This is a genomic window from Amycolatopsis sp. AA4, assembly GCF_002796545.1.
Lineage (GTDB): Bacteria > Actinomycetota > Actinomycetes > Mycobacteriales > Pseudonocardiaceae > Amycolatopsis.
In genome coordinates this window covers 279,242-296,405 of record NZ_CP024894.1, presented here as the reverse complement: position 1 = coordinate 296,405, position 17,164 = coordinate 279,242, and the positions used below count along the sequence as shown (strand labels likewise).

14 protein-coding genes are annotated in these 17,164 nt (G+C 68.1%); 6 read left to right on the top strand and 8 right to left on the bottom strand.

Annotated features, from left to right (window positions below):
* Positions 1-51: 51 nt before the first annotated feature.
* Positions 52-513: a CGNR zinc finger domain-containing protein gene (locus CU254_RS01465; protein WP_009072104.1), complete on the bottom strand. Its 462-nt coding sequence runs from the start codon at positions 511-513 to the stop codon at positions 52-54.
* A gap of 97 nt (positions 514-610) precedes the next feature.
* Between CU254_RS01465 and CU254_RS01460 the strand changes: the two genes are divergently transcribed.
* The gene (locus CU254_RS01460; protein WP_009072103.1) at positions 611-1,471 is read left to right on the top strand and encodes an alpha/beta fold hydrolase; all 861 of its coding nucleotides are present in this window, start codon (positions 611-613) and stop codon (positions 1,469-1,471) included.
* A gap of 82 nt (positions 1,472-1,553) precedes the next feature.
* On the opposite strand, the gene ddaH is transcribed toward CU254_RS01460, so the two are convergent.
* A complete protein-coding gene (gene ddaH / locus CU254_RS01455; RefSeq protein WP_086024856.1) occupies positions 1,554-2,399 on the bottom strand; it encodes a dimethylargininase in 846 nt (281 codons plus the stop codon).
* A 74-nt stretch (positions 2,400-2,473) separates the two neighbouring features.
* Here ddaH and CU254_RS01450 point away from each other — a divergent pair, with 74 nt between their 5' ends.
* The 4 genes from CU254_RS01450 (at position 2,474) to CU254_RS01435 (ending at position 7,000) form a co-directional block, all read left to right on the top strand.
* A complete protein-coding gene (locus CU254_RS01450; protein ID WP_037712217.1) occupies positions 2,474-2,917 on the top strand; it encodes an Lrp/AsnC family transcriptional regulator in 444 nt (147 codons plus the stop codon).
* 51 nt (positions 2,918-2,968) lie between these two features.
* On the top strand, positions 2,969-3,730 hold the full coding sequence (locus CU254_RS01445) for an enoyl-CoA hydratase (protein WP_009072097.1): 762 nt from the start codon (positions 2,969-2,971) through the stop codon (positions 3,728-3,730).
* Between the two features lie 286 nt (positions 3,731-4,016).
* Entirely contained in the window at positions 4,017-5,939 is a 1,923-nt protein-coding gene (locus CU254_RS01440; protein ID WP_009072094.1) for a 2-oxoacid:acceptor oxidoreductase subunit alpha, read from the top strand.
* Positions 5,936-7,000, top strand: coding sequence for a 2-oxoacid:ferredoxin oxidoreductase subunit beta (locus CU254_RS01435; RefSeq protein WP_009072092.1), 1,065 nt, complete (start codon positions 5,936-5,938; stop codon positions 6,998-7,000). Before CU254_RS01440 ends, CU254_RS01435 begins: the two co-directional genes overlap by 4 nt.
* A gap of 63 nt (positions 7,001-7,063) precedes the next feature.
* On the opposite strand, the gene CU254_RS01430 is transcribed toward CU254_RS01435, so the two are convergent.
* Positions 7,064-8,446 carry a LapA family protein gene (locus CU254_RS01430; protein ID WP_009072090.1) on the bottom strand — a complete coding sequence of 461 codons (1,383 nt, stop codon included), beginning with the start codon at positions 8,444-8,446 and terminating at the stop codon, positions 7,064-7,066.
* A 12-nt stretch (positions 8,447-8,458) separates the two neighbouring features.
* A complete protein-coding gene (locus tag CU254_RS01425; RefSeq protein ID WP_037712214.1) occupies positions 8,459-9,496 on the bottom strand; it encodes a polyprenyl synthetase family protein in 1,038 nt (345 codons plus the stop codon).
* Positions 9,497-9,750: 254 nt separating this feature from the next.
* On the opposite strand from CU254_RS01425, the gene CU254_RS01420 reads away from it, so the two are divergent.
* Positions 9,751-10,395: a hypothetical protein gene (locus tag CU254_RS01420; protein WP_100267011.1), complete on the top strand. Its 645-nt coding sequence runs from the start codon at positions 9,751-9,753 to the stop codon at positions 10,393-10,395.
* A 409-nt stretch (positions 10,396-10,804) separates the two neighbouring features.
* On the opposite strand, the gene CU254_RS01410 is transcribed toward CU254_RS01420, so the two are convergent.
* From CU254_RS01410 to nuoL, 4 genes are all read right to left on the bottom strand, one after another.
* Positions 10,805-12,033 (bottom strand): IS3 family transposase gene (locus CU254_RS01410; protein ID WP_234392748.1). Its coding sequence is split into 2 segments (ribosomal slippage): positions 10,805-11,754 and positions 11,754-12,033, totalling 1,230 coding nucleotides; the frame shifts between segments, so codons are not numbered across the junction.
* 84 nt (positions 12,034-12,117) lie between these two features.
* Positions 12,118-13,683 (bottom strand): NADH-quinone oxidoreductase subunit NuoN, encoded by a 1,566-nt coding sequence (gene nuoN / locus CU254_RS01405; RefSeq protein ID WP_199786130.1) that lies wholly within the window; start codon positions 13,681-13,683, stop codon positions 12,118-12,120.
* A gap of 12 nt (positions 13,684-13,695) precedes the next feature.
* A complete protein-coding gene (locus tag CU254_RS01400) occupies positions 13,696-15,249 on the bottom strand; it encodes an NADH-quinone oxidoreductase subunit M (RefSeq protein ID WP_009072074.1) in 1,554 nt (517 codons plus the stop codon).
* Position 15,250: 1 nt separating this feature from the next.
* Positions 15,251-17,158, bottom strand: a complete 1,908-nt coding sequence (gene nuoL, locus CU254_RS01395; protein ID WP_009072072.1) for an NADH-quinone oxidoreductase subunit L — start codon at positions 17,156-17,158, stop codon at positions 15,251-15,253.
* Positions 17,159-17,164 lie beyond the last annotated feature (6 nt).

Below are 17,164 nucleotides of genomic sequence, written 5' to 3'. Positions count from 1 at the left end.
ATACGTCCACACTTGTAGACAGAACTCATCTTCACACGTTTGGGTGAAGATTCAATGATTGCGCTGGTAGTGCCGCCGCACCTTCTCCCGATTTCCGCAGGCCGCCATCGAACACCAGCGCGCGCGGTTCGCCCGGCTGCGGTCGAGCAGGAACAGCTGGCACTCGTCGTTGGCGCAGGCCCGCAATCGCCCAGGGAGATCCTTTTCGAGCGCCGCCCAATCCAGAACGGCTTCGACGGCCAATCGCGCGTGCGGCGGCGCCTCCACCTCCCAGCGGAGACCGTCCGCGGAAAGCTCCGGCACCTGACGCACCCCGTCCAGGAGCGGACGCAGCACGACCGGCGAACTGACCCCGCGCACGACGTCCCGCAGGAGATCCCGCGCCCGCCGCAGCAGTTCCAGCTCCGCGCCGCTCCCGTCGCCACCGCGCTCGCGCGCCCACTGCCGGTCGAGCGCGTCCTGTTCCTCGCCGTTGACCAGCGGCCTGCTGTTGAGCAGGGCGAGCACGTCCATCGAAGCTCCCTAACCAGATCGAACCCTTTGACAGGTTAGCCCGCCCGTGCTTGCATGGCGAGCAACTAACCAGATCAAATCTACAAAGGGGTTAGCCATGATCCGCCACCGGACGACCTCCGTCGACGGCCACCAGCTCTTCTACCGCGAGGCCGGTCCCGTCGGCGCACCCGCGATCGTCCTGCTGCACGGATATCCGACCAGCTCGTTCATGTTCCGGAACCTGATCCCGCTGCTGGCCGACCGCTACCGGGTAATCGCGCCGGACCACCTGGGCTTCGGCCACTCCGCCGCGCCCAGCGCCGACGAGTTCGACTACACCTTCGACGCCCTCGCCGACCTCACGTCCGGCCTGCTCGACCAGCTCGGCCTGGACCGCTACGCGGTTTACGTCCAGGACTACGGCGCCCCGATCGCCTGGCGGCTCGCGCTCCAGCACCCGGACCGGATCTCCGCGATCGTCACGCAGAACGGCAACGGATACGAGGAAGGCTTCGTCGACTCGTTCTGGGCCGGGCTTTGGGCCTACGGCGCGAACCCCGGCCCGGACACCGAACCGGCCGTCCGCACCGCGCTGAGCTACGACGCCATCCGCTGGCAGTACCTGCACGGCGTCCCCGACCCGAGCCTGGTCAGCCCGGACACCTGGGAGCACGACTACGCCCGGGTCTCCCGCCCCGGCAACGACGAAATCCAGCTGGCCTTGTTCCGCGACTACCGGAACAACCGCCCGCTTTACCCGCGACTGCACGAATTCCTGCGCACCCACGACGTCCCGGTGCTCGCCGTGTGGGGCCGACGCGACGAGATCTTCGCCCCGGCCGGAGCGGAAGCCTTCGCGCGCGACGCCAAGGACGCCGAGGTACACCTGATCGACGGCGGGCACTTCCTGCTGGAAAGCCACCTGGACGTCGTCGCGGGCTACCTGCGCGGTTTCCTCGGCCGGGTCCTGAAGTAACCGGGCTCGGCAACGAGAAAACCGCCGCACAGTCCGGAAAACGGCCGGTGTCCCGGTTCTCGAACTGCTGTCGAAGTAACCCCTACTTGCGGATCTCCAACGTGCAGCACTTCGGCCCGCCACCGGCCTTCCGCAGTTCTGAGATGTCCACGTACACCGGCTCGTACCCCCGCTCGGCCAGCCGCGCGCCCAGGTCCGTCGCCTCGACCGGAAGCACCACGTTGCGGCCGTCGGACACCCCGTTCAAGCCGAAGCACTCGGCGTCGGCCGCGGTCGCGAGCACCGCGTCCGGGAACATCCGCCGCAGCACCCGCTGCGAGCCCGGCGAGAACGCGTCCGGGTAGTAGACGACCTGCGCGGTCGTCGTGTCCGTCGCCTCGGCCAGCACGAACAGCGCGGTGTCCAGGTGGTAGTAGCGCGGGTCGACCAGCCGCAGCGACACGACCGGGACGCCGAGCACCTCCTGCGCCTCGGCGTGCGCCGCCGGGTCGGTGCGGAAGCCGGTGCCGGCCAGCAGGAGCTTGCCGGTCCAGGCGAAATCGCCCTCGGCCTCGTTGATCTTCTCCGGCATCGTCAGGTCGCGGTAGCCGTGTTCGAGGAACCAGCGGCGGAAGTGCTCCGCCTCGGCGGCGCGCTGCGGGGCGCGGAACCGCGAGCCGAGCACGCGTCCGTCCACGACGGTGCCCGAGTTGGCCGCGAACACCATGTCCGGGAGGCCGGGTTGCGGGTCGATCTCCTCGACGGTGTGGCCGAGGCGGCGGTAGGTGTCGCGCAGCTCGGTCCACTGCGCGACGGCGACGTCCACGCTGACCGGCTTCGAGGGGTCCATCCAGGGGTTGATCGCGTAGTCGACGGCGAAATAACGCGGCGGGCACATCAGGTAACGGCGGGGCGTGGGCACCCGCGGCGGCACAACCTCTCCCTGCATGCAAACAGGCTAAGGTCGACCTAATCTCGCAATCAATCGCTGTTCACTGCGCACCTGCGTGCTAAACATTGCGTGTGAACACCATCGACCAGCGAATCGTTTCCTGCCTGGTGGCCAACGCCCGTTCCAGCTACGCGGAGATCGGCAAGGTGGTCGGGCTGTCCGCCCCCGCGGTGAAACGACGCGTGGACCGGCTGCTGGAGACCGGCGTGCTGCGCGGCTTCACCGCGGTCGTCGACCCGGAGGCGCTCGGCTGGGGCACCGAGGCGTTCGTCGAGGTGCACTGCCAGGGCAACGTCACGCCCGGCCGGATCCGGGCCCGGCTCGAACCGTTGACCGAGGTTGTCGCCGCCTACACGGTGTCCGGCGCGGCGGACGCGATCGTCCACCTGCGCGCCGCCGACATCCACCACCTGGAGACCGCGCTCGAGCGGCTGCGCGGGCTGGAGATCATCGACCGCACGGTGTCGACGGTCGTGTTGTCCCGGCTGCTGGAACGGCCGCCGACGCCGTCCTGAGTGACGGTTCTAACCGGCGGCGGCGAGCGCGCGCCTGCGATGCTGAGCGCCATGACCGACCGCATCCACAGCGAGCACGACCAGGGCGTCGCGCTGCTCACCGTCGACGCCCCGAAGAGCCGCAACGCGCTCACCCTCGACCTCTCCGCCGAGCTGGCCGCGGCGGTCGCGCGCGCCGAGGCCGACGAGAGCGTGCACGCCGTGATCGTCACCGGCGCCCCGCCGGCGTTCTGCGCGGGCGCGGACCTCACCGCACTCGGCAAGGCCGACGCCGAGGGACTGCGCTCGGTGTACGCGGGCTTCCTCGCCGTGGCCGGCTGCAGCCTGCCGACGATCGCCGCGGTCGGCGGGGCCGCCGTCGGCGCTGGTCTGAACCTCGCGCTGGCCGCCGACGTCCGTCTTGTCGGACCGCACGCCAAGTTCATCCCGCGGTTCCTCGAACTCGGCTTGCATCCCGGCGGAGGCATGACCTGGATGTCGCAACGCATCCTCGGTCCGCAGCAGGCGTCCGCGATGGCGTTGTTCGGCGAAACCCTTACCGCGGAATCCGCGGTCCGGGCGGGGTTCGCGCTGCGTTTGGTGGACGGCGACCACGACGCGTTGGTCCAGGCCGCCCGCGATCTCGCCGCCCCGACGGTCGCCGCTCCGCGCGAGGTCGTGGTGTCCACCAAGCGGACTATGCGGCACACCAGCGGCCTGACCGAACACGCCGCGGCGGTCGACGCCGAGCTCGTTCCACAGTTGGAATCGCTGGCCGCACCGGCATTCGCGGAACGTCTCGCGGCGATGAAGGCCCGCATCAGCCGCCGCTGAGCCGGGCCGCGCACAAATTCCCACATTCCGGGAACCCTCAACCTGGAGCAAGCTGCTGGTCAGTGGCGCGCGGGCGGCAAGAGACGCGCGTCACTCCGGAGCGCGGCCCGATTCGCCCTACGATCGAGGGCACCCCGGCGGGCATTCGGTCTGCGTACCCCACACTTGACCGCACTCGGGCCGCGGCCAGGGGCGCGGCGAGTAACCTCGGAAGCAGGCCTCGGCGGGCTCCCCGGGGAGCCGACCCTGGCCCGCAGCACGCCGGGAGAGAGGGATTCCCTGACCCATGAGCACCAGTGCGAACGGCAGCGAGGCCGGTAACGGCGCGCTGACCGCGTCCCGGTCCACCGAGGTGAACAAGCTGGACCGGGTGGTCATCCGGTTTGCCGGCGACTCGGGCGACGGGATGCAGCTGACCGGCGACCGGTTCACCTCGGAGGCCGCGGCGTTCGGGAACGACCTGTCGACCATGCCCAACTTCCCGGCCGAGATCCGGGCGCCGCAGGGCACCATCCCCGGCGTCTCGTCCTTCCAGGTGCACTTCGCCGACTACGACATCCTCACGCCGGGCGACCGGCCGGACGTGCTCGTCGCGATGAACCCCGCCGCGCTCAAGGCGAACGTCCGCGACGTCCCGCACGGCGGGACGATCATCCTCAACACCGACGAGTTCACCAAGCGGAACCTGGTGAAGGTCGGCTACGAGACCGACCCGCTCGACGACGATTCGCTCTCGCCGTTCCAGGTGCACCGGGTCGCCATGTCGACGCTGACCCAGGGCGCGCTCGCCGACACCGGCCTCGGCAAGAAGGACGCCGAACGCTGCAAGAACATGTTCGCGCTGGGCCTGCTGTCGTGGATGTACCACCGGCCGACCGAGGGCACCGAGCGGTTCCTGCGCGAGAAGTTCGCGAAGAAGCCGGACATCGCCGAGGCGAACATCCTCGCCTTCCGGGCAGGCTGGAACTACGGCGAGACCACCGAATCGTTCGCGACCACCTTCGAGGTCGCGCCCGCGAAGCTGGACAAGGGCACCTACCGGCAGATAACCGGGAACACCGCGCTGGCGTACGGGATCGTGGCCGCCGGACAGCAATCCGGGCTGCAGATCCTGCTCGGCACGTACCCGATCACGCCGGCCTCGGACGTGCTGCACGAGCTGTCCAAGCACAAGAACTACGGCATCATCACGTTCCAGGCGGAAGACGAGATCGCCGGCATCGGAGCCGCGCTCGGCGCGTCCTACGGCGGGGCGCTGGGCATCACGTCCACGTCCGGCCCCGGCGTCGCGCTGAAGTCGGAGACCATCGGCCTCGGCGTGATGACCGAACTGCCGCTGATGATCATCGACGTGCAGCGCGGCGGGCCGTCCACCGGCCTTCCGACCAAGACCGAGCAGGCCGACCTGCTGCAGGCGATGTTCGGCCGCAACGGCGAATCGCCGGTGCCGATCATCGCGCCGCTGTCGCCCGCCGACTGCTTCGACGCGGCGATCGAGGCCACCCGGATCGCGCTGAAGTACCGCACACCGGTGCTGCTGCTGTCCGACGGCGCGATCGCCAACGGTTCCGAACCGTGGCTGGTCCCGAATGTGGAGGACCTGCCGGACCTGCGCGTGGAATTCGCCTCGGAACCCAACTCGGACAACGGATCCGGCGAGTTCTGGCCGTACGTGCGCGACCCCGAGACGCTCGCGCGGGCGTGGGCGATCCCGGGCGCCCCCGGGCTGCAGCACCGCATCGGCGGGCTGGAGAAGGCCGACGGCACCGGCCACATCTCCTACGACCCGGACAACCACGACAAGATGGTGCGGCTGCGCCAGGCGAAGATCGACGGCATCGACGTGCCGGACCTGGAGGTCGACGACCCGTCCGGCGAGGCCCGCGTGCTGGCGCTGGGCTGGGGTTCGTCCTACGGCCCGATCGGCGCGGCCTGCCGCCGCGTGCGCAAGCTCGGGATGCCGATCGCGCAGGCGCACCTGCGGCACCTGAACCCGTTGCCGCACAACCTCGGCGAGGTGCTGGCCCGCTACGACCGGGTCGTGGTCCCGGAGATGAACCTCGGGCAGCTTTCGCTGCTGCTGCGGGCGAAGTACCTGGTGGACGTGCACTCGCACACCAAGGTCGCGGGCCTGCCGTTCAAGGCCGAGGAGCTGCAGAACGTGTTCTCCGACATCATCGCCAACCTCGTTCCGGAGGGCGTCAAGTGACCGCCATCGATCTCGGGCTGCCGCAGCTCGGCGGCATCGACCTGGTGCCGACCACCGACGAACCGCAGAAGGCCAAGGACTACAAGTCCGACCAGGAAGTGCGCTGGTGCCCCGGCTGCGGCGACTACGTGGTGCTCAACGCCGTGCAGTCGTTCCTGCCGACGCTCGGGCTCAAGCGCGAGAACATCGTCTTCATCTCGGGCATCGGCTGCTCGTCGCGGTTCCCGTACTACCTCAACACCTACGGCATGCACTCGATCCACGGCCGCGCGCCGTCGATCGCGACCGGGCTCGCCACGACGCGCCCGGACCTGTCGGTGTGGGTCGTGACGGGCGACGGCGACGCGCTGTCCATCGGCGGCAACCACCTGATCCACGCGTTGCGGCGCAACGTGAACATCAAGATCCTGCTGTTCAACAACCGGATCTACGGGTTGACCAAGGGCCAGTACTCGCCGACGTCGGGCCAGGGCATGGTCACCAAGTCGACGCCGATGGGCTCGCTGGACACGCCGTTCAACCCGCTGTCGCTGGCGATCGGCGCGGAAGCGTCGTTCGTGGGCCGCGCGCTGGACTCCGACCGCAAGGGCCTGACTGAGGTTCTTGAGGCGGCGGCGAAACACCGCGGTTCGGCGCTGGTGGAGATCTACCAGAACTGCCCGATCTTCAACGACGGCGCGTTCGATGTGCTGAGGGACAAGGACGAAGCCGCGTCCCGCTTGATCCCGCTGCACGCGGGCGAACCGATCCGCTTCGGCCCGGAAGGCGAATTCGGCGTCCGCCGCGGCGACTGGGGCGGCCTGGACGTCGGCAAGGTCGCGGAAATCGGCGAGGAAAACCTGGTGGTGCACGACCCGTCCATCGCGGACACGTCGTACGCCTTCGCGCTTTCCCGCCTGGGCGACCAGAACCTGAACCACGTCCCGACGGGCATCCTGCGCCAGGTCGAACGCCCGACGTACGACGACGCCGCGCGGGCCCAGGTCGAGCAGGCGCGCGAGGCCCGGAAGCCGGACCTGCAGGGGTTGTTGCGGGGCAAGGACACCTGGACTGTCGCTTAGTCCACTCACGACAGAGGCCGTCACTCCTGGATTCGGGAGTGACGGCCTCTGTCTTATGTGGACTCAATGCAAGGGACGGAACCCGACCCGCTCCGCGTCGGCGGCACTGCGGAACCACACCTCAGCCACCATCTTCGGGAACTGCGGCGAATCCTCCCCGCAATACCGCAACGCCGTCACACTCGCCTTCACCGTGAAACCCTCGGCCGGACGGCCACCACCCGGCCGCGGCATCGCCGAACCCGGACCGAACGGCCCCGGCGGCACCGCGTCGTCCGCGGTCTGCCGCGCGGGCGGCGGCTCCGGAGCGGCCATCGCGGCCTGGTTCGGCTGCACGGACGGCTCGAACAGCGAACCGCTGTGTCCGCCGGCCAGGTCCGGTTCCCGGCGCTCGACCGGGCGCATCGACGGCTGGATCGGCCGCGGCGGGTCGAAACCGCCGCGCGGGGATTCGCGGCGCTGGCGTTTCGGCAAGCCCTGGCTGCTTTCCGCGGTGTCCTCTGTGGACTCGGCGGCGGACCCCCCGACGGACCCAACCGCCGGTTCGGCAACGGGCCCGGCGTTCGGGATCAGGTGATCGGTCGTCGAATCCTCTTCGAGGTGGCCGACCGCCGGCTCGGCTGGTTCCTGGAACGGCGAGCGCTGCGCGGCGTCCGGCTGGTTGAACCAGTCCGGTTCCGGTTCGGCCGCCCGGCCCGGACCCGGGCGGAACAGCGAGACCGGCTCGGGCTCCGAAGCGGTGCTGTCCAACGGAGTCGGGTCAAGCCGTCGCTCCAAAGAGGACAGACCGTCGGCGGGCTCGGCCACGTGGCGGCCCGGCTCTTCCTCGACCGGCTCCGAGTAGTCCTCGGCCGGTTCCGGGAGACGGTGGTAGCCGCTGTCGTGCTCGTCCGCCGGTTCCGCGATCCGGTGGTAGCCGCTGTCGTGGTCCTCGGCCGGTTCGGCGATGCGGTGCGAACCGGTTTCGGCGGGCTGCAGGTACTCGGTGGCCGCGGCGCGGTAGGCCGAACCGGAGTCCTCCGGAGCGGTCTCGGCCGGTGCGCTGTCGAAAAGACCGTTCTGGTGTTCGCGGGCCTCGGCCTGCGCGAACGCCTCGTCGACGTCGTCCTCCGGAGCTTCCGCGGCAGCGGCAGCCGCCGGTTCGGGAGCCGTGCGGTACTCCGCGTCGTACTCGGCTTCCGGCTCGAAAGCGCTAGTCGCCTGGATGACTTCCGTCGGAGCGTGCTCGCGGCGGTCTCTGGTCCAGTCCTCCGCGGGCGGCAGCACCGCGGTGCGCGCGGGCGTGCTGGCCGCGGCGCGGGCCGTGTCGGCGTGCGCGCTCGCCAGTTCCGCTTCCAGTTCGCCCACCCGCTTGCGCGCCGGACGAGCCAGCACCAGCCATGCGAGGACCGCACCGACAATGAAGGCCAGCAGGCTCCAGAGCCACACCTGCCCGAAAATGGACATTTCTCGCCCCTTTTAGAACGTTCGCGCGACCAGGTAGTCGGCGACCGACTCGCAAGCGTCGCGCGCAGGGGAAGCGGGCAGCGAGGCGAGCTCGGCACGTGCTCGGGAAGCGTAGTCGGAAAGGGTTTCCCGCGCGCGTTCGAGGCCGCTGGAACGGCGCAGCAGCTCGAGCGCCTCGGCGACGAGCGCGTCGTCGGTGATCGGGCCGGCGAGCAGCTCCACGAGCCGCGGGTCGGTGCCCGGATCGGCCAGCGCGTACAGCATCGGCAGCGTACGGACGCCTTCCCGCAGGTCAGTGCCCTGCGCCTTGCCCAGCTCGACCGACGGCGACGCGATGTCGATGACGTCGTCGGAGATCTGGAAGGCCGCGCCGATGATGTCGCCGAAGCGGCGCAGCGCCTGGATGTGCTCCTCGGCCGCGCCGGACATCATGCCGCCGAAGCGTCCCGACGTCGCGATCAGCGAACCGGTCTTCTGCGCGATCACGGTGAGGTAGTGCTCGACCGGGTCGTCGCCGGGCCCAGGACCGACGGTCTCGCGCATCTGCCCGCTGACCAGCTCGCCGAACGTCTCGGCGATGATCCGCGCGGCGTCCGTGCCGAGGTCGGCGACGAGCCGGGAGGCGTGTGCGAAGAGATAGTCGCCGGTGAGGATGGCGACGGTGTTGTCCCAGCGCGAGTTGACGCTCTCCGCGCCGCGGCGCATGGTCGCCTCGTCCATCACGTCATCGTGGTACAGCGTCGCCAGGTGCACCAGCTCCACCGCCGCGGCCGCGACCAGCACCTGCTCGCCCTGCTTGGGCCCGAACTGGGCGGACAGCAGCGTGAACAGCGGACGAAAACGTTTGCCCCCCGCCTCGACCAGGTGCAACGCGGCGTCGTGCACCGCCGGCACGTCACTCTTCACGACGTCCCGCAGCATCGTCTCGACGTCCGCCAGCCCGCTCGCGATGGCCCGCAGCAACGGCTCGTCCTGGATCTGCAGCCCGACGGTCGCGCGCAGGTCCTCGACAGCGCCATCCCGGGCCGCCCCCGGAGGTGGTGAAGACACAGACACGTCGGCTCCGCTCTCTCGTGGCGCTCTTCGCCAGTCGGTTACCCCCTTCAGGGTAGTGGTTGCCCCGCGGCCTGCCTTTACCCGCTGTCCTGCGGAAACGGTGACGAACGCGACACTCGCGCCCGGGTCCACGAACGGGTTGATCCGCGCTCCCGGACGGGTGATCGCCGCCCAAGGACGCAACGGGCGATTCGGACCTGCGGATAGTCCGTGGGAGCAGGATCAGCAGCGAGGAGACGACCATGATCATCAAGCGCACCGTTTTGGCCGGAGCAGCACTGGCCGCCGCCGGTTTGCTCACCGCTGCCGGGACCGCCGCCGCGGACACCCCGGCCGGAGTCGCCGACATCGGCAACGCGAACTTCACGAAGGCCGGAACCACCATCTCCGTCCCGACGCAGTCCGCGTGCGCCGTAGAGGGCCCGACCAGCGCCTCGTCGCCCGCGGTGGCCAAACCCGGCGTCACCTTCGGCGGCGGCACTTCCTCGTGCACCACCCAGGTCACCGATCCCGCGAACGACGTCACCACCACGACGTCGACCGCGACGGGAAACAACTTCGAACTGTCGGCCCTGGTGAGCTCCGGCGGCAAACGCATCCGCATCTCGACCTACACGGTGACCTGCAAAGCAACCCAAAGCGGCACAAACGCGAACTGGACCCTGAGCGGCCTAACCGGAATCACCGGCCTGCCCTCGCCGATCCCCGCGAACTACACCAAGCCTTTGACGAAATCCGACGGAACCCTGCTGGCAAACGCAGTCTTCAACATCCAAACCCTCCCCGGCGACGGAAGCATGACCCTGACGATGCTCCGCATCGACTTCGCCCCCGCTTCCGGCGCAACGGGCTCGGTCACCATCGGCCACACCGCCTGCTCGCCCACTCCCTGAAGTCCGTGAAGGGCTCCTTGAGGGAATCAGATTCCCTCAAGGAGCCCTTCACGACCCGCTGCCGCCCGCCCGCACGCCCTCCGCATCGCCGCGCCCCCAATGTGGCATTGGGTGCATCCCACGCACCCAATGTGGCATTCGGTGCGTCACATGCACCCAATGCCACATTGGGGCGCTAGCCGCCCCACCCCACCCAAACCGCAGCCGATGCACCCAACGCGGGGCACCCACACCTCCCCCGCCCCCGATACGAAGCCAAAAACACGGCGCTGGGGTGCTTGTCAAGGCATCTTTCCCGCCTTGACAAGCACCCCAGCGCCGTAGTCACACTAAAAAATCGGGGTGCCCACACAACCACCAAAACGGCAATGTGAACCGCCCCGGGTTCGGTAGAGACTCGTTGTTGGGGTCAGGCGACCAGACTGATCAGGTCGCCGTCCTCGTACAGGGTCTCGAATTCGACGGGTGGCCGGTCGCCGCATGCTCCGTGGAGGCGCTGGGTGTTGTACCACTCGATCCACGCGGCAGTCGCGACGTCGACTTCTTGCTTATTGTGCCATGGCCCGTTCGGTTTAATCAACTCGGTTTTGTAGAGCCCGATGGTGGATTCCGCGAGCGCGTTATCGAGGGCATCGCCGACCGTGCCGATCGACGCGTCGATACCGGAATCAGCAAGATGCTGCGTGAATCGGAACGACGTGTATTGACTTCCGGCGTCGGAATGGTGGATCAGCTTGTCCTGCCCCTTTCGCCATCGGTAGTCCCGATGACGCAGTCCCTGCTCGATCGCGTCGAGCACGAGGTCGGTTTCCTTGGACATGCTCACGCGCCAGCCGACGATCCTGCGGGAGAACACATCGATCGCGAACGCGACGTAGACGGTGCCTGCCCAGGTCGCGACGTAGGTGAAGTCCGCTACCCACAACCGATTCGGTGCACCTGCCGTGAACTGGCGGCTCACCAGGTCCGCGGCGCGGGCACCGCCGGGATCGGACACCGTGGTGCGCACCTTCTTCCCGCGGACCGCGCCGGCCAAGCCCATCGCGCGCATCAGTCGTTCCACCCGGCCCCGGCCCGCCCGAACGCCTTCCCGGTTCAGCTGACGCCATACCTTCCGGGCACCGTACACCAGGTAATTCTCGTCGTACACGCGCTGAATTTCCTTCTTCAACTCCTCATCGCGAACTTCCCTCGCCGACATCGGACGGGAAAGCGCGGCATAATAGGTGGACGGAGCGATCTTGATCCCGAACTCGGTCAGCACGGCACAGATCGGCTCGACTCCGAACCGGTCCCGATAATCCGTGATGAACGCTACGAGCGCGGCGGTCGAGGGTCGAGCTCCCTCGCGAAGAAAATCGATGCCGCTTTCAGGATCTCATTCGCCCGGCGCAACTCACGATTCTCACGCTCGAGCTCGCGCACCCGCTCCGACTCCGCAGTCGTGACACCCGGCCGCGCACCCTGATCGGTCTCAGCCTGCCGCACCCACCGGCGCAGCGACTCGGCCGACACCCCCACCTTCGCCGCGATCGACGTGATCGCCTCCCACTGCGACGAGTACTGCTCTACCTGCTCAAACACCAACGCAACCGCGCGCTCACGCACCTCACGCGGATGCCTCGAAGACCGGCCCATAACTCCATCCTCACTCACACGATGGAGCCTCCATCAAACCCGGGGCGGTTCAATGTCGCCGCCAGGCGACGAGCCGCCCGAGACTCAGGAAGCAAACCCCCCGGCCCCAGCCCAATCCAACGCAAAGGCCGGAAGAACCCCAAGCACCAACGTAACCACAACCCCCAAAGCAATAGCCGCAGTAGTAAACCCACCCGGCACAGTCACCGTAGGCCCGTCCGCAGCAGGCTCCGAGAAGTACATCAACACAATGACCCGCAGATAGAAGAACGCAGCCACCGCACTGAACACCAGCGCAACAACCACCAACGGCGCCATCCCGTCCGACAACGCCGCCGAGAACACCACGAACTTCCCGACAAACCCACTGGTCAACGGAATCCCAGCCAACGCCAGCAAGAGGAACGTAAACACCCCGGCCAGCAACGGCGACCGCTTAGCCAACCCAGCCCAAGCGGACAGATGCGTGGCCTCCCCGCTGGAATCCCGAACCAGCGATACCACGCCGAACGCGGCCAACGTCGTAAACCCATACGCCAGCAAGTAGAACAGCGTGCCGGACAGCCCGTCCTCAGTCATCGCAATAGCCCCGACAAGCAAGAACCCGGCGTGCGCCACAGACGAGTAAGCAATCATCCGCTTGACATCCGTCTGCGTCAGACCCAGCACAGCCCCGAGCGCCATCGAAATAATGGCCACGGCCCACATGACCCCGCGCCACTCCCAGCTGGTCGAGGAAAACCCGACGCTGAGCACCCGAAGAATCGCTCCGAAGGCAGCGACCTTCGTGCAGGCAGCCATAAACCCGGTGACCGGAGTAGGCGCCCCCTGATAAACGTCCGGCGTCCACGTGTGGAACGGCCCGACCGAGCCCTTGAACAGCAGCCCCACGACAAGCAGCCCAAGACCAGCGAACAACAACGTGTCCGACCGGTCCGACCCAGCCGCCGCGTGCGCGATGTCGACCAGCTTCACCGAGTCCGCGTACCCGTACAGCAACGCCAGCCCGTACAGGAAGAACGCCGACGAGAACGCCCCGAGCAGGAAGTACTTGACCGCCGCTTCCTGCGAGATCAGCCGACGACGGCGAGCCAGTCCGCACATCAGATACAACGGCAGCGAAAGCACTTCCAACGCGATAAACATCGTAAGAAGATCATTCGCCGCACAGAATGTCATCATCCCGCCAAGCGCGAAGAGCGTCAGCGGAAAAACCTCAGTCTGCGACGTAGTAGCCGCCTGCGCCCGATCCTGCACCGTGCCCGGCCGGATCGCCGCCTGCGCCACGAACGCGCCGCCCGGCTCGACCTTCCGGTCCGCGATCAGGAAGACCGCACCGAGGCCGAGCAACAGCAGCGTGCCCCACAGGAACAACGACGGCCGGTCCACCGAAATCGAACCGGAGAACGTCGTCGTACCGGCTTTCGTAGCAGAAGCGCCGGTCGCGTACAGGATCAGCGAAACCCCCGCGGCGAGGATCGCGACGAGGGAGATCGTCACCTGGATCCCCCACCGCGTGGCCTTCGGCGCGAACGCTTCCACCAGCACGCCGATGCACGCGACGCCGAAGACGATCAGCATCGGCAGCACGGCCGCGTAATCGACCGAAGGCACTTCCAGCGGCGCTGCCGGCGCCTGCGCCAGGAACATGTCGAGCACGGTTTACTTGCCTCCCTGCACGGCAGACAGCGTCGCCTGCACCGACGGGGTGATCGTGTCGAGCATCGGCTTGGGATAGAAACCCAGTCCGATGATCAGGATGACCAGGGGCGCGAGGATCGCGATCTCGCGTTTGCCCAGGTCGGTAATGGCCTTGCGCGCGCCGAGTTCCGGCGCGATCGCCGTGCCCGGCCCACCGCCGACGCCCACGAGAGCATCGCCGCGAACCGGGCCTTGCATGATCCGCTGGTACAGCCACAGCACGTAAGCCGCGGCGAGCACCATGCCCACGGTCGCGAGGATCGTGTACACCGGCTGGTCCACAAAGGACCCCAGCAGCACGAGGAACTCGCTCACGAACGAGTTGGTCCCGGGCAGCGACAGCGCGGAAAGCCCGGCCAGCAACAGCATTCCGCCGAGCAGCGGGGTCACCTTCGCCATGCCGCCGTAGTCCGAGATCCGGCTCGACCCGCCGCGCATCACGATCAGGCCGATCACCACGATCAGCATCCCGGTCGACAGGCTGTGGTTCAGCATGTACGACACCGAGCCGACCATCGCCTGCTCGTTGAAGGTGAAGATGCCCAGCGCGATGAACCCGAAGTGGGCGATCGACACGTACGCGATGAACCGCTTCATGTCCTGCTGCCCGGCCGCGAGGATCGAGCCGTACAGCACGCCGATCACCGACAGGATCAGCACCAGCGGCGCGAGCGCCTTGCTGCCCTCCGGGAACATCGGCAGGCAGTACCGCAGGAAACCGAACGTGCCGACCTTGTCCAGCACGCCGACCAGCAGCACCGCGACGCCGATCGGGGCCTGGCCCGCGGCGTCCGGCAGCCAGGTGTGGAACGGGACCAGCGGGGCCTTGATCGCGAACGCAAGGAAGAAGCCGAGGAACAGCCAGATCTGCGTGCCGGTCGGCGCGTCGCGCACCACCGTCACCAGCGTGGCCCAGTCGAACGTGCCCTTGCCGCCGAGCTTGTCCGAGGCCAGCGAGTACGCCCCGATCGCCGAGGCCAGCATGATCAGGCCGCCGAGGAACGAGTACAGGAAGAACTTCACCGCCGCGTACTGCCGGTTCGCGCCGCCGTAGCCGCCGATCAGGAAGTACATCGGGATCAGCATGATCTCGAACAGCACGTAGAAGAGGAACACGTCGGTCGCCGCGAAGACGCCGATCGTGATCGCCTCCTGCAGCAGGATCAGCGACAGGAACCCGCCCGCGCTGCGGCCGGCGGGCAGTTTGTCGGTGAGCCCGAGCCCGCCGACGACGATCGGCACCAGCAGCGCGATCACCGCGATCATGATCAGCGAGATGCCGTCGGTGCCGAACGAGATGTGGATGCCGAAGCTCGGGATCCAGTCCATCGTGGTGGCCTGCTGGATGCGCTCGCCCGAGGGCGAGTAGCTCGCCCAGAACGGGATGACCAGCAGGAACTCCACAATGGACACGGCGAGCGCCGTGGCGACCGCGGCCCGGTCGTTTCCCTTGAGGAACGCCAGCACCAGCGAGCCGGCCAGCGGCAGCAGGATGAGCGCCAGAAGCCAAGTCATGTCAGGAGAACCTCACCAGCAGAAGGGCCGCGAGAAGCAGGAACGTGCCGCCGAGCATGGACAGTGCGTACGACCGCACGAATCCGGTCTGCGTCCGGCGCAACCGCCCGGACCCGCCGCCGAGTGCCGCGGCGAGGCCGTTCACCGCGCCGTCGACGCCGCGGTTGTCCACGTACACCAGCGCCCGCGCCAGCCAGGTGCCCGGACGGGCGACCAGGGTTTCGTTGAGCGCGTTGCCGTACAGGTCCTTGCGCGCCGCGCGCACCGGCCAAGACACCCGCTCGGGCTTCTCGATCGGGACGTCGCGCGACGGGCGGAACAGCCAGACCGCGAGCAGCACGCCGAGCGCGGCCAGCACCAGCGTCGCCGCCGGGACCGTCCACGACGGGATCGGGGTGTGCTCGGCCTCCTCGAACTGGCCGACCACCGGGGCCAGCCAGTCGACGAACCGGTTGCCGATCGCGAAGAACGCGCCCGCGCCGACCGAGCCGACCGCCAGGATCGCCATCGGGACCCACATGATCGGCTTGGACTCGTGCGGGTGGAAGTCGCGTCCGTCCGAGGACTTGATGTCCTTCCAGCGTTCCTTGCCGAAGAAGGTCATCATCATCAGCCGCGTCATGTAGAACGCGGTGAGCCCGGCGCCGATCACCGTCGCGAGGCCGAACGCCCAGCCGCGCCAGCCTTCCTGGCCGAACGCGGCCTCGATGATCGCGTCCTTCGTGTAGTACCCGGTGAGGAACGGGAAGCCGATGATCGCCAGGTAGCCGAGGCCGAAGGTGACGAAGGTGATCGGCATCCGCTTGGCCAGGCCGCCGAACTTGCGCATGTCGACCTCGTCGTTCATGCCGTGCATGACCGAACCGGCCCCGAGGAACAGCCCGGCCTTGAAGAAGCCGTGCGCCACCAGGTGCATGATGCCCAGCGCGTAAATGCCCGGCCCGAGGCCGACCGCCAGCATCATGTAGCCGATCTGGCTGACCGTCGAGTACGCGAGCACCTTCTTGATGTCGTCGTAGGCACAGCCGACAACGCACCCGAGCAGCAGCGTGACCGCGCCGACCAGGGTGACCACCAGCCGTCCGTCCGGCGTCGCGGTGAAGATGACGTTGGAGCGGGCCACCAGGTACACGCCCGCGGTGACCATCGTCGCCGCGTGGATGAGCGCCGACACCGGGGTCGGGCCCTCCATCGCGTCCGGCAGCCACGCCTGCAGCGGGAACTGGCCGGACTTACCGCACGCGCCCAGCAGCAGCAGGATCGCGATGGCGGTGACCGCGCCCGGCGGGATCTTGCCCTGCGCGACGCCCTCGAAGACCTGCGCGTAGCCGGTCGACCCGACGTACTTGAACATCAGGAAGATCGCCAGCGCGAGCCCGACGTCGCCGACGCGGTTCATCAGGAACGCCTTCTTCGCCGCGGTCGCCGCGGACGGGCGGTTCTGATACCAGCCGATCAGCAGGTACGAGGCGAGGCCCACGCCCTCCCAGCCGAGGTACAGCGTCACGAAGCTGTTGCCCAGCACCAGGATCAGCATCGAGGCGACGAACAGGTTCAGGTACGCGAAGAAGCGGTATCGGCCCTCGTCGTCGGCCATGTAGCCGATCGAATAGAAGTGGATCAGCATGCCGACGCCGGTGATCAGCAGCACGAACGTCAGCGACAGCGCGTCGATGCGCAGCCCGAAGTCCACTTGCAGCTGGGTCACCGGGATCCAGGAGTAGACCTTGGTGTCGGTGACCGAGTGGCTGTCGGTGGAGAAGAACAGGATCACGGCGTACACGAAGGCGAGCGTGACGGTGGCACAGCCGAGCAGGTGCCCCCACGCTTTCGCGCGTTTGCCGGAGAGCAGCAGAACGAGGGCGCCGAGGGCGGGAAGGGCCACCAGCAGCCACGATGATGCGGTCACTCGGTC

Excerpts from the sequence above, each read along its gene's own strand:
- CU254_RS01465 (WP_009072104.1), bottom strand. The coding sequence starts at position 513 with ATGGACGTGCTCGCCCTGCTCAACAGCAGGCCGCTGGTCAACGGCGAG.
- CU254_RS01460 (WP_009072103.1), top strand. The coding sequence starts at position 611 with ATGATCCGCCACCGGACGACCTCCGTCGACGGCCACCAGCTCTTCTAC.
- ddaH (WP_086024856.1), bottom strand. The coding sequence starts at position 2,399 with ATGCAGGGAGAGGTTGTGCCGCCGCGGGTGCCCACGCCCCGCCGTTAC.
- CU254_RS01445 (WP_009072097.1), top strand. The coding sequence starts at position 2,969 with ATGACCGACCGCATCCACAGCGAGCACGACCAGGGCGTCGCGCTGCTC.
- CU254_RS01440 (WP_009072094.1), top strand. The coding sequence starts at position 4,017 with ATGAGCACCAGTGCGAACGGCAGCGAGGCCGGTAACGGCGCGCTGACC.
- CU254_RS01430 (WP_009072090.1), bottom strand. The coding sequence starts at position 8,446 with ATGTCCATTTTCGGGCAGGTGTGGCTCTGGAGCCTGCTGGCCTTCATT.
- nuoN (WP_199786130.1), bottom strand. The coding sequence starts at position 13,683 with ATGTTCCTGGCGCAGGCGCCGGCAGCGCCGCTGGAAGTGCCTTCGGTC.
- CU254_RS01400 (WP_009072074.1), bottom strand. The coding sequence starts at position 15,249 with ATGACTTGGCTTCTGGCGCTCATCCTGCTGCCGCTGGCCGGCTCGCTG.